This window comes from Enterococcus sp. LJL51 (assembly GCF_054871795.1).
On sequence record NZ_JBTXLW010000008.1, the window covers coordinates 25067 to 36901 of the forward strand.

Below are 11835 nucleotides of genomic sequence, written 5' to 3' on the forward strand. Positions count from 1 at the left end.
TGTGATGCCAAAAGGGGAAGGACAATTAATTGCCCAAAATAAAAAGGCAAGGCATGATTATACGATTATTGATACGATCGAAGCAGGGATTGTACTTCAGGGGACTGAAATCAAAGCAATCCGCAATGCTAGAATCAATTTGAAGGACGGTTTTGCCCGAATTCGCAATGGAGAAATATTTTTGTACAATGTTCATATCAGTCCTTATGAGCAGGGAAATATTTTTAATCATGATCCGCTGCGTACAAGAAAACTGTTGATGCACAAAAGACAAATCAAAAAGCTGGTCGGTGAGACGAAGAATACGGGAGTAACGCTTGTTCCGTTGAAGGTCTATATTAAGGATGGGTTTGCCAAAGTTTTGATTGGACTTGCTAAAGGTAAGAAACAATATGATAAGCGGGAAGACTTGAAACGAAAAGAAGTCGACCGTCAAATCAACCGGACATTAAAAAATCTGTCTCGTTAACCAACTGAAGAGAACGAGCTGTAAATTTTGTTGTTAATTAGCCAAGTAGCAATTATTTTGCTTGGAAAAATTATCAGGACAACCAATAGTTTTTCATAGGATTTTCATAAGGATAAAGAAAAGTGAAATGCTGAAAATGGTTTTTAATTTGTTATATATTCTTTTTCGCATATTTAAGTTCTTTTCTTTATCTTCCGCGTAAAATTTGTTAGAGTGAAAGAAAACTGATGGCTTCCATCGTTTTTGATAAAAAACAATTGCAGCTTTTTTCCACTGTTTAAGCAGAATTATGAAAGGAAAATGACATGTTTTTTTAGTCACATTAGAAAAAATGTCGAATTTTCATGAAAAACTTTTGAAATTCGGTATCGATGGTGGTATTATACGTTGTGGTTGAAAATAACTTTAAGAAAATATCAAGCAGTTGAGCAGAAAAGAGGTGAAAAAAATGGAAGAGAAAACACCGCTCTTCAATATCGGTCCGATATGGTTTGATGCGACTATCTGTACGATGGTTTTGCTGACTAGTGTGATCGTTTTTGCCGTTGTTTATTTTTGCACAAGAAATTTGCAGATGAAACCGAAAGGAAAACAGAATGTAATTGAGTGGATTATTGATTTTGTTCGCGGAATTATTACTGACAATATGCCTAGTAAAGAAGTTACGAATTTTCATTTATTATCTTTCACTCTGTTCTTATTCATATTAGTTGCAAATACTATTGGCTTAGTCACGAAGATTGCAGTTGGCGAACATTCCTACTGGAAGAGTCCAACCGCTGATCCAATGGTGACATTGACGCTGGCATTAATCATGATTGTTCTGACCCATGTATTCAGTATCAGCCGTTTTGGATTTAAAGGGTACTTTAAAAATAGTTTCCTGAAGCCTGTGGCCTTTTTGATGCCAATCAAGTTTATGGAAGAGTTTACGAATCTGCTTACACTGGCTTTGCGTTTATACGGAAATATCTACGCTGGTGAAGTTCTGTTGGGACTAATTGCAAGTCTTGTCTCAGGAGTAGGTTTATGGGTTATTCCACTGGCGATTCCGCTGGAAATGATCTGGGTGGCCTTCTCATTATTTATCGGTGGGATTCAAGCTTTCATTTTTGTGACTTTATCTATGGTTTACATGGCTCATAAAGTTGAAGTGGAAGAATAATTAACAATAATCTATTATCAAAGTTCTTAGGAGGAATAAAAAATGGACGGATTGAATTATATCGCAGCAGCGATCGCAGTATTTGGAGCAGCAATTGGAGCAGCTTATGGTAACGGAAAGGTTATTTCTAAAACGATTGAATCAATGACACGCCAGCCTGAAATGTCTGGTCAATTAAGAACAACGATGTTTATCGGGGTAGCCTTGATTGAAGCGGTTCCTATTCTAGGTGTAGTTATTGCATTATTGTTGGTGCTGAGATAATTTACTTTGGAAGCAGGACGTTGTTGGGCAAACCGATCGTCACTGCTTTCTTCTGTATAGTTATGTAAATAGCCGAAGTTAAGACAACACAGATAAGATTTGGATGAACTTTTAAAGTATCTGAGAGGGATGTTATTCACTCAGGTCGACTTAAATAAGAATGAAAGAATGCTTTTGTGTCTGTCTTTAGAGAGAATGCAGGAAAGGACGGCGAAACTTCATGCTTAAGAACCTGGTTTTAGGGGAGGCAGCACCCAGTACAACACTGGGAACAATCATCGTAGTGACCGGCGCCTTTTTGATTTTGATGCTCTTAATCAAAAAATTTGCGTGGGGTGCCATCACAGATGTACTGAAACAACGTGAAGATAAAATCGCAAATGATTTAGATTCCGCTGAGCAGTCACGTCTATCAGCGGCGCAAATGGAAAAAGAACGCCAGCAAAAACTGCTTGCTTCAAAATCAGAAGCAGCGGAAATCATAAAGGATGCCAAAGATAGCGGAGAAGAAAACCGCAAGAAAGCTTTAGCTGAAACGACTGAAGAGGTAACCCGGCTGAAGGAAAAAGCAGTCAGTGATATCGCTCAGGAACATGATAAAGCAATGGCAGCAGTGAAAGAGGATGTGGCAGCCTTGTCCATCCAGATTGCAGGGAAAATCCTTAATAAGGAATTAACAACAGAGGCGCATGAGTCGCTGATTGATTCTTATATTGATGGATTAGGTAAAATTGATGAAACTAGATAAATATATGGTTGGTAAACGCTACGGCAAAGCTTTGTTTGAGCTGGCGCTGGAGAAGCAGGAAGCCGCTGATGTTTATCAACAGCTGTTAAAGCTGCGGGAGGTCTATCATCTGGTTCCGGGGATTGGCGATATTCTAAGCGATGCTCGATTGGAGCCATATGAAAAAGATGAAATTATGGATCAATTGATTAAAGGCTTTTCAGGTACGGTGGAAAATTTTCTCCATGTAGTACATAGCTACAGCCGGATGAGTGAAATGCTGTTAATGATTGATGAATATGAAAGAAGATATGACGATCTGCAAAGTTTGGTCTTGGGCACGGTTGTGACCGCTGTGCCGCTGACGAAAGAGCAGCATCAGCAGATTGAAGCAAAAGCAGCAGGATTGTTGGGATACGAAAAAGCCAATTTTATTAACCTGATTGAACCTAAAATTTTAGGCGGGGCAGTAATTGAAGCAAATCACAAGGTGATTGACGGAAGTATCAAAAAACAGTTGAAGAATATAGAAGAACGATTGTTGAGATAGACTTTAGTAGAATAAAGAGGTGACGCAAATGTCCATCAAAGCAGAAGAAATCAGTGCTTTAATTAAAGAACAAATCGAGCATTATCAGCAGGAACTAGCTGTTGAGGAAGTGGGAACTGTAACCTATGTAGGGGATGGGATCGCCCGCGCCCATGGTCTGGAAAATGCAATGAGCGGAGAGCTGTTGGAATTCTCCAACGGCGCTTACGGAATGGCGCAGAATTTGGAATCAAACGATGTTGGTATTATTATTTTAGGTGATTTTGAATCCATCCGTGAAGGGGACAAAATCAAGCGTACAGGAAAAATAATGGAAGTGCCTGTAGGAGAAGCTTTGATCGGCCGTGTTGTAAACCCGCTGGGACAACCCGTTGACGGTCTTGGTGAAATTAAAACAGATAAAAAACGTCCCGTTGAGGCTGCTGCGCCAGGCGTTATGCAGCGTAAATCAGTAAATGAGCCGATGCAGACAGGTCTGAAAGCGATTGATGCATTAGTACCAATTGGAAGAGGACAGCGTGAATTGATTATTGGTGACCGTAAAACGGGTAAAACATCAATCGCAATCGACACAATTATCAACCAAAAGGGTCAAGATGTTATCTGTATCTATGTTGCTATCGGGCAAAAAGAATCAACTGTTCGGACACAGGTAGAAACACTACGTAAATTAGGTGCATTGGACTATACAATCGTTGTAACTGCAAGTGCTTCTCAACCGGCGCCAATGCTTTACATTGCTCCTTATGCTGGAGCGGCAATGGGTGAAGAATTTATGTACAACGGAAAACATGTACTGATCATTTACGATGACTTGTCCAAACAAGCGGTAGCTTACCGGGAACTTTCATTGCTTTTACGTAGACCGCCAGGTCGGGAAGCATATCCCGGCGATGTTTTCTATCTGCATTCTCGTCTGTTGGAAAGAGCAGCTAAGCTAAGTGATGAAATGGGCGGCGGTTCAATGACAGCTTTGCCGTTTGTTGAAACACAAGCTGGTGATATTTCTGCTTATATTCCAACAAACGTGATTTCCATCACAGATGGTCAAATTTTCCTTGAAAATGATTTATTCTACTCAGGAATCCGTCCGGCGGTAGACGCTGGGTTGTCAGTATCACGTGTTGGGGGCTCTGCCCAAATTAAAGCTATGAAGAAGGTTGCCGGAACACTTCGTCTGGACTTGGCAAGTTATCGGGAACTGGAAGCATTTACTCAGTTTGGCTCTGATTTGGATGCAGCCACACAGGCAAAACTAAACCGCGGACGACGTACAGTTGAAATACTAAAACAAAAACTGCACATGCCGCTGCCGGTAGAAAAACAAGTAGTCATTTTATTTGCACTGACTCGAGGACTGCTGGATAGCATCAGTGTTGACCGCATTCTCGATTTTGAAGAAGAACTGTTTGACTATATTGAAGGCAAGCATGCTGATATTTTTGAAACGATTCGGACTACGAAGGATTTGCCGGATGAAGAAATGTTGAAAACAGTAATTGATGAATTTAAAGAAGTATTTAATGCATCGGCTATTTCAGAGAAATCTGCTGTTGATGACTTGAAGGAAAAAATGTCTAAAGCTTAGAGAGGTGAATGGAAATGGGTGCTTCATTGAATGAAATAAAGCAGCGAATTGCTTCAACTAAAAAGACGAGTCAGATTACGAAAGCAATGCAGATGGTATCTGCAGCGAAACTGACAAAGTCAGAAGCTGCTTCAAAGAATTTTCAGGAATACGCGGCGAAAATCCGTTCGATTGTAACTCACCTTGTTGCCTCTCAGCTGAATGATCTGGAAGAACTAAGTGATGATCCCAGCTATCCTGAGTTGAATGAATTTCATGCGATGCTGGCCAGCAGACCTGTGAAGCGAACAGGATACATTGTGATAACTTCAGATAAAGGCTTGGTTGGCGGCTACAACAGCTCCATTTTGAAGCAAACGATGACTATGCTGCAGGATGATCATGACAATCAAGACGAGTATGTGTTAATTGCAATCGGAGGAGTAGGAGCAGACTTTTTTAAAACGAGAGGCTTTAATATTGCCTACGAGTTAAGAGGTCTGACTGATCAGCCTTCTTTTGACGAAGTACGGAAAATCGTTTCTGCAGCAACATCAATGTATGACAGTGAAGTCTTTGACGAATTATATGTTTGTTACAACCACCATATCAATTCATTGACAAGCCAGTTTCGAGTAGAAAAAATGCTGCCGATTTCTGATTTGGATCCGGATGAAGATGCTTCTTATGAACAGGAGTATATTTTAGAGCCTTCAAAAGAAGCCATCTTGGATCATTTACTGCCTCAATATGCGGATAGTCTGATTTACGGAGCGATTATTGATGCGAAAACTGCTGAACATGCAGCAGGGATGACAGCAATGAAGACTGCGACCGACAACGCTCAGACCATTATTGGAGATTTAACGATTTCTTATAACCGTGCTCGTCAGGGAGCGATTACGCAGGAAATCACAGAGATTGTAGCTGGAGCTGCTGCGTTAGAATAAATCCAGTTTTGTATTCAATGATTGAAGATAGACTGTGAAACTTAGTAAGACTGGAGGAAGAAACATGAGTTCAGGTAAAATTATTGAAGTAATCGGCCCAGTTGTTGATGTTGAGTTTTCTTTAGATCAGCCGCTGCCTGATATAAATAATGCATTAGTCGTGTATAAAAATGGCGAAAACAAACAGAAAGTTGTGCTTGAAGTAGCCTTGGAGCTTGGGGATGGAGTTATTCGCTCTATCGCAATGGAATCAACAGATGGTCTCCAAAGAGGAATGGAAGTTATTGATACAGGAAAACCCATTTCCGTACCGGTTGGGAAAGAAACCTTGGGACGGGTTTTCAACGTTTTAGGAGATACGATTGATTTGGAAGCACCGTTTCCAGAGGATGCTGCACGCAGCGGTATCCATAAAAAAGCACCAACCTTTGATGAGTTAAGCACGAGCACTGAAATTCTTGAAACAGGAATTAAGGTTATCGATTTACTTGCTCCTTACTTAAAAGGCGGGAAAGTTGGCCTATTTGGGGGTGCTGGTGTTGGTAAAACGGTTTTAATTCAAGAACTTATTCATAATATCGCTCAGGAGCATGGCGGAATTTCCGTATTTACTGGTGTTGGAGAACGTACCCGTGAAGGGAACGACCTTTATTATGAAATGAAGGACTCTGGTGTTATTGAAAAAACAGCTATGGTGTTTGGTCAGATGAATGAGCCGCCAGGCGCCCGTATGCGTGTTGCATTAACAGGATTGACAATTGCAGAGTATTTCCGTGATGTTGAAGGACAGGACGTTCTGTTATTTATTGATAATATTTTCCGCTTTACTCAAGCAGGTTCGGAAGTATCCGCTTTGCTTGGACGTATGCCTTCTGCCGTGGGCTATCAGCCGACCTTAGCAACAGAAATGGGTCAGCTGCAGGAACGGATTACATCCACTAAGAAAGGGTCTATTACATCTATTCAGGCAATCTATGTACCAGCCGATGACTACACTGACCCGGCACCAGCAACTGCTTTCGCCCATTTGGATGCAACAACCAATTTGGAACGTCGTTTGACTGAACAGGGAATTTATCCCGCGGTTGATCCGCTGGCTTCTTCGTCAAGTGCTTTGGCTCCTGAGATTGTTGGAGAAGAGCATTACGAAGTTGCTACTGAGGTACAGCACGTACTCCAGCGTTACCGTGAACTGCAGGACATCATTGCTATACTCGGTATGGATGAGCTTTCCGACAAAGAGAAGGTTCTGGTCGGCAGAGCACGCCGGATTCAGTTCTTCCTTTCTCAGAACTTCCACGTGGCAGAACAGTTTACTGGTCAGCCCGGTTCCTATGTGCCTGTTTCTGAAACTGTAAAAGGTTTTAAAGATATTCTTGAAGGAAAATATGATGATTTACCTGAAGAAGCGTTTAGAAGTGTTGGACGAATCGAAGAGGTCATCGAAAAATCGAAAACATTGAACTACTAGGAGGTCTGCATAATGGAAGAGGCATTAACTGTTAATGTAATGACCCCGGACGGTCTGGTTTACGATCACCGTGCAACGATTGTTGTTGCCAGAACAACAGACGGTGAAATCGGAATCTTGCCGAAGCATGCACCGATTATCGTCCCTCTGGCGATTGACGAGGTTCGGGTGAAGCGGACAGATGCAGACACCCATGTGGATTGGATTGCGGTGAACGGCGGAATTATGGAGGTACGTGATAACGTAGTTTCGATTATTGCCGATAGTGCAGAAAGAGAACGGGACATTGACGTATCCAGAGCCGAACGTGCAAAACTGCGCGCAGAGAAAATGATTCAGGAAGCAAAAGAAAAAGACAACATTGATGAACTGAAACGTGCGAATGTAGCGCTTCACCGAGCAATCAACCGCATCAATGTGTCGAAACATCACTAATTAGTAAAATGCGGTAAACCGGGTGATAAAGAGTGATTTAGACTCTGCATGTACTTCTCTTTTCAACAGCTTAATAAGCTGTTGAAAAGGAGGGCAGTCACCCGGTTTTTATTTGTACATAGAAAAATTAAGTTTTCAGCAAAAATTGATAGTAAGAATCTTAAGAATTGCTGAATCGAGTGTTTTTTGATTTAAAATAAAATACGCGAAACTATAAAATAAACACTATTTTTATAAATTTTGTTTGTTTTGTGATAAACTATTAGATAAATCCTGCGAATTGCTTTATTGCCAAACTATTTATGCAGCATAAGCGAGTGAGATTAAACAGCTTTTATTTTTGTAGGATTTGAATTTTAAGTAAGTTTTTATTCTCTCTGAATGTTTATTTTTAGAAGGAATAATAAAAGGAGTTAAACATGGAGTTTTACGGAGTAGATGCATTGATTCGAATTATTTCCCATGTACTATTTATCTATCTGAGTTTTTGGACAGTGCAGGCGGTCAGAATCGATCAGTTTTTCAAGCAGCAGCATGTCCGGCAGATAAGGGTGTTATTAATCTTATTTTCAGTTGTAATAGGCTATACTGCGAGCTCTTTTTTTCTGGAATTCATCGCGTTATGCCGTAATATTTTTATGTCATTCTTATCTTGAATAAGTAAAATAAGAAGAAAATGTACAAATTTGCAAAGAATAGTGTTATAATGAGGAAGATTTTGGGTAGGAAGAACCTATTCTTATTTTTGGAGGGAACGAAATGGAACAGATCGTTGTTCATGGCGGTAACCAATTAAAAGGTAATGTAAAAATCGAAGGGGCAAAAAATGCAGTTTTGCCTATTCTTGCAGCAACACTCTTAGCAGAAGAAGGAACCACTAAAATTAAAAATGTGCCGATTCTTTCAGATGTTTTTACAATGAATAAGGTAATTGAACACTTAAACGTAGACATAAACTTTAACCAAGAACAAAACGAAGTATATATTGATGCGACAAAACCGCTGGGAATTGAAGCAGACTATGAATTTGTTGGACAAATGAGAGCTTCTATTGTTGTGATGGGGCCATTATTAGCCCGCAATGGTCATGCTAAAGTAGCTATGCCGGGCGGATGTGCAATCGGCAAGCGGCCGATAGACCTTCATCTAAAAGGATTTCAGGCATTAGGTGCTAAGATTGTTCAGAAAAATGGTTATATCGAAGCTTTTGCTGATGAATTAAAAGGAAATACAATTTATCTTGATTTTCCTAGTGTAGGTGCTACACAAAACATTATGATGGCTGCTGTCCGTGCAAAAGGCACAACAGTTATTGAAAATGTGGCAAGAGAACCTGAAATCGTTGATTTAGCTAACGTATTGAATAAAATGGGCGCACATGTTTATGGCGCCGGAACTGAAATGATGCGTATTGAAGGTGTAGACAAGCTGCACGGCGTAGAACACTCTGTTGTTCAGGACCGTATCGAAGCAGGTACTTTCATGGTTGCAGCAGCAATGACTGAAGGTAATGTTATGATTGAAGAAGCAATTATTGAGCATAATCGTCCGTTGATTTCTAAATTGACTGAAATGGGTGCAATTGTTCGTGAAGAAGAAGACGGCATCCGAGTTATCGGTCCGAAAGAAATAAAACCGACAGACATCAAAACATTGCCTCATCCAGGCTTCCCGACAGATATGCAGGCACAAGTAACTGCTATGCAGGTGTTGGCAAAAGGATCGAGCGTAGTGACTGAGACTGTCTTTGAAAATCGCTTCCAGCATTTGGAAGAAATGATGCATATGAATGCAGATGTACAGATTGACGGCAACGTGGCAATCATCAATGGCGGTAGAAAGCTTCAAGGAGCTGCCGTCAATGCAACCGATTTGAGAGCGGCGGCAGCGTTAATTCTTTTGGGATTACGTGCTGACGGAATTACCCGCGTTTCTCATCTGGAGTATTTAGACAGAGGATATTATGAATTCCACAAAAAGCTTCAAAAGCTTGGTGCAAAAGTGGAACGAGTGAATGGAGAGACTGCTGAAGTCAAAGAAGCATCAGTAGTTCGTTAAAAAGGAGTAGTTATTTATGAGTTCGACACGTTATATCATAGTCACTTTATTGAAAATACTAGTGGTGATTTCACTTGTCGTCATTCTATTTGTTACCGGCACGATGATTGGTTACGGTATTGTGGGCGGCGGCGATCCGAAAGATGTTTTTAATAAGGAAGTATGGACTCATATCTTTGATTTTCTGAAATAATTCAAAGCCGGGAAAGAGGCAACTCTTTCCCGGCTTTTTAGTTTTTATTTGTTTGAAGCTTTAGAAACGGATGCCCTTTTTAAAGGGAAATACACAAAGAAAAAATGGTTTCTATGTTATAATTAAAGGAGTCTATTAAAGAATAGTCTGCGACTTATAAAGTATTAAAATTTAAGCTGTGAGTAATAGGATGCTCGGAGTATTGCTTATAGAAAAATACCTTATTTTTTATAAAGAAATCCTATAACACAGCATTTGATTCTAAATTTTTTTCTAAATCTTCTGAAAATCGAAGAAGAATATGATAGAAGGCATTAGAATTAAACTACATATATAAACACTAAAGGGAGAGAGTATTGATGAAATCGATTGTAACTGCGATAGGCGATCACGCACTTGATGGGAAGGAACCAATGATCATTCTTTTCGGAGAAGGAGCTACAGAGAATCTTAGAGAGTATTCTGTAATCCAGAAATTTGAAGAACAGCAGGAGCTGGCAATAAAAAAAGGAAATCAACTGAAAATTGATGAGCTTGTTTATACTGTTGAGCATGTGGGCTCTTTTGCCAATGCAAACCTCAACAGCATATCACACGTAACACTAATTTTTGACAGCGTTCCTGCGGAAGATGCAGTGGTAAACGGCATCTATCTATCGCCAAATAAATTTCCGGAAATCAATGTAGGTTCCATCATTGAATACATGAGCTGAAGGGAGTGGTTGAATGTCAAATGATCAAAAAGAAAAATCAGAAAGCCGCTTATCTTGGTTTTGGCGCTGGTTTTTAAATAATCAGGTTGTTACGGCATTACTGATTGTACTACTAGTTCTATTAATTATTTTTGTTTTCACCAAGGTATCTCATTTATTTACGCCAGTCTGGCAGTTTATTGGTGTAGTAGGGCTGCCGATTATTATGGCGGGAATCTTCTATTATTTGTTGAATCCTATTGTAGATTTTCTTGAAAAGAAAAAAGTTCCGAGAGCTTGGAGTATTATTGGCTTATTTGTAATTGTAGTTGCATTAATCGTTTGGGGAATCGTTGTGATTGTGCCTGAGATTCGCAGTCAGATACTTAGCTTTGGCAATAATTTTCCTAAGTATGTTGAAACAATAGATAGTAAAACACAGGAAATTCTCAGTGATCCGTTGTTTGGGCAGCTGCGGGAACCTCTGGAAGATATGGGCGAGCGTTTGACTAGCTCTTTGGGAGAAATTATTAAGAACTTATCCACATCCACTGTTCAAGGTCTGGGCAGCTTCTTTGGGGCAGTAGCATCGATTGTTGTAGCTGTGATAACGATGCCGTTTATCCTGTTCTACTTGTTAAAAGATGGAAAAAGACTAGCACCGTTCTATATCAAGTTTTTACCGAATAAAATGCGTCAGCCAACATTGCAGGTTTTATCTGAAATGAATGCACAGGTGTCTTCTTATATCAGAGGACAGCTGACTGTAGCCTTTGCAGTAGCTGTAATGTTCATTATTGGTTTTTCTATTATCGGACTAGATTATTCTGTTACTTTAGGCATTATCGCCGGTTTCTTGAATTTGATTCCTTATCTAGGGTCATTTCTGGCAATGGTTCCTGCTGTTTTTCTAGGAATTGTCGGCGGACCGGTCCTCTTAATTCAGGTATTGATTGTCTTTATTATTGAGCAAACCATTGAAGGACGTGTCGTATCACCTCTAGTACTGGGAAGTCAGCTGGATGTTCATCCGGTGACGATTTTGCTGGTGTTGTTAACTTCCGGAAAATTATTTGGAATCGCTGGTGTAATACTGGGGATTCCTATCTACGCCGCTGCAAAAGTAGTGATTACAAATATTTTTGAATGGTATAAAGAGGTTTCTACTTTATATTACGATGAAGATGACGAAAAAGTTGATAATGAAACATAAAAAAGTGGGGGGGGGGGGGGGGGGGGGGGGAGGGGGGGGGGGGGGGGGGGGGGGTTGTTGTGTGTGGCGTTTCCCGCGCCG

General features: G+C 40.3%; 14 protein-coding genes. All 14 read left to right on the plus strand.

From position 1 onward, the window contains the following. Positions 1-4: 4 nt before the first annotated feature. Positions 5-469, plus strand: coding sequence for an SsrA-binding protein SmpB (smpB, locus tag ACYSNQ_RS09575; protein WP_426082819.1), 465 nt, complete (start codon positions 5-7; stop codon positions 467-469). A gap of 448 nt (positions 470-917) precedes the next feature. After that, a complete protein-coding gene (gene atpB, locus ACYSNQ_RS09580) occupies positions 918-1634 on the plus strand; it encodes a F0F1 ATP synthase subunit A (RefSeq protein WP_426082820.1) in 717 nt (238 codons plus the stop codon). A 51-nt stretch (positions 1635-1685) separates the two neighbouring features. Continuing rightward, a complete protein-coding gene (atpE, locus tag ACYSNQ_RS09585; RefSeq protein WP_426082839.1) occupies positions 1686-1898 on the plus strand; it encodes a F0F1 ATP synthase subunit C in 213 nt (70 codons plus the stop codon). A gap of 220 nt (positions 1899-2118) precedes the next feature. After that, positions 2119-2646 (plus strand): F0F1 ATP synthase subunit B, encoded by a 528-nt coding sequence (atpF, locus tag ACYSNQ_RS09590; protein WP_426082821.1) that lies wholly within the window; start codon positions 2119-2121, stop codon positions 2644-2646. After that, on the plus strand, positions 2633-3175 hold the full coding sequence (atpH, locus tag ACYSNQ_RS09595; protein ID WP_426082840.1) for an ATP synthase F1 subunit delta: 543 nt from the start codon (positions 2633-2635) through the stop codon (positions 3173-3175). Before atpF ends, atpH begins: the two co-directional genes overlap by 14 nt. 28 nt (positions 3176-3203) lie before the next feature. Further along, positions 3204-4763: a F0F1 ATP synthase subunit alpha gene (gene atpA, locus ACYSNQ_RS09600; protein WP_426082822.1), complete on the plus strand. Its 1560-nt coding sequence runs from the start codon at positions 3204-3206 to the stop codon at positions 4761-4763. A gap of 14 nt (positions 4764-4777) precedes the next feature. After that, positions 4778-5692 (plus strand): F0F1 ATP synthase subunit gamma, encoded by a 915-nt coding sequence (locus ACYSNQ_RS09605; RefSeq protein WP_426082824.1) that lies wholly within the window; start codon positions 4778-4780, stop codon positions 5690-5692. Positions 5693-5756: 64 nt separating this feature from the next. Then, the gene (gene atpD, locus ACYSNQ_RS09610; protein WP_426082826.1) at positions 5757-7163 is read left to right on the plus strand and encodes a F0F1 ATP synthase subunit beta; all 1407 of its coding nucleotides are present in this window, start codon (positions 5757-5759) and stop codon (positions 7161-7163) included. Positions 7164-7175: 12 nt separating this feature from the next. After that, a complete protein-coding gene (locus ACYSNQ_RS09615; RefSeq protein WP_426082828.1) occupies positions 7176-7598 on the plus strand; it encodes a F0F1 ATP synthase subunit epsilon in 423 nt (140 codons plus the stop codon). Between the two features lie 419 nt (positions 7599-8017). After that, a complete protein-coding gene (locus tag ACYSNQ_RS09620; protein WP_426082830.1) occupies positions 8018-8254 on the plus strand; it encodes a DUF1146 family protein in 237 nt (78 codons plus the stop codon). A 103-nt stretch (positions 8255-8357) separates the two neighbouring features. Then, a complete protein-coding gene (gene murA / locus ACYSNQ_RS09625; RefSeq protein ID WP_426082832.1) occupies positions 8358-9656 on the plus strand; it encodes a UDP-N-acetylglucosamine 1-carboxyvinyltransferase in 1299 nt (432 codons plus the stop codon). A 16-nt stretch (positions 9657-9672) separates the two neighbouring features. Continuing rightward, positions 9673-9849, plus strand: coding sequence for a DNA-directed RNA polymerase subunit beta (locus tag ACYSNQ_RS09630; RefSeq protein WP_426082833.1), 177 nt, complete (start codon positions 9673-9675; stop codon positions 9847-9849). A gap of 359 nt (positions 9850-10208) precedes the next feature. Next, positions 10209-10562: a PTS glucitol/sorbitol transporter subunit IIA gene (locus ACYSNQ_RS09635; protein ID WP_426082835.1), complete on the plus strand. Its 354-nt coding sequence runs from the start codon at positions 10209-10211 to the stop codon at positions 10560-10562. A gap of 13 nt (positions 10563-10575) precedes the next feature. Beyond that, entirely contained in the window at positions 10576-11754 is a 1179-nt protein-coding gene (locus ACYSNQ_RS09640; RefSeq protein ID WP_426082837.1) for an AI-2E family transporter, read from the plus strand. The last annotated feature ends 81 nt before the right edge of the window (positions 11755-11835 follow it).

What these genes read in the sequence shown, in the direction of transcription:
- atpH (WP_426082840.1), top strand. Translation starts at nt 2,633, where the DNA reads ATGAAACTAGATAAATATATGGTTGGTAAACGCTACGGCAAAGCTTTG.
- ACYSNQ_RS09615 (WP_426082828.1), top strand. Translation starts at nt 7,176, where the DNA reads ATGGAAGAGGCATTAACTGTTAATGTAATGACCCCGGACGGTCTGGTT.
- ACYSNQ_RS09640 (WP_426082837.1), top strand. Translation starts at nt 10,576, where the DNA reads ATGTCAAATGATCAAAAAGAAAAATCAGAAAGCCGCTTATCTTGGTTT.
- ACYSNQ_RS09635 (WP_426082835.1), top strand. Translation starts at nt 10,209, where the DNA reads ATGAAATCGATTGTAACTGCGATAGGCGATCACGCACTTGATGGGAAG.
- ACYSNQ_RS09605 (WP_426082824.1), top strand. Translation starts at nt 4,778, where the DNA reads ATGGGTGCTTCATTGAATGAAATAAAGCAGCGAATTGCTTCAACTAAA.
- atpB (WP_426082820.1), top strand. Translation starts at nt 918, where the DNA reads ATGGAAGAGAAAACACCGCTCTTCAATATCGGTCCGATATGGTTTGAT.
- atpF (WP_426082821.1), top strand. Translation starts at nt 2,119, where the DNA reads ATGCTTAAGAACCTGGTTTTAGGGGAGGCAGCACCCAGTACAACACTG.
- ACYSNQ_RS09630 (WP_426082833.1), top strand. Translation starts at nt 9,673, where the DNA reads ATGAGTTCGACACGTTATATCATAGTCACTTTATTGAAAATACTAGTG.
- atpA (WP_426082822.1), top strand. Translation starts at nt 3,204, where the DNA reads ATGTCCATCAAAGCAGAAGAAATCAGTGCTTTAATTAAAGAACAAATC.
- murA (WP_426082832.1), top strand. Translation starts at nt 8,358, where the DNA reads ATGGAACAGATCGTTGTTCATGGCGGTAACCAATTAAAAGGTAATGTA.
- smpB (WP_426082819.1), top strand. Translation starts at nt 5, where the DNA reads ATGCCAAAAGGGGAAGGACAATTAATTGCCCAAAATAAAAAGGCAAGG.
- ACYSNQ_RS09620 (WP_426082830.1), top strand. Translation starts at nt 8,018, where the DNA reads ATGGAGTTTTACGGAGTAGATGCATTGATTCGAATTATTTCCCATGTA.
- atpD (WP_426082826.1), top strand. Translation starts at nt 5,757, where the DNA reads ATGAGTTCAGGTAAAATTATTGAAGTAATCGGCCCAGTTGTTGATGTT.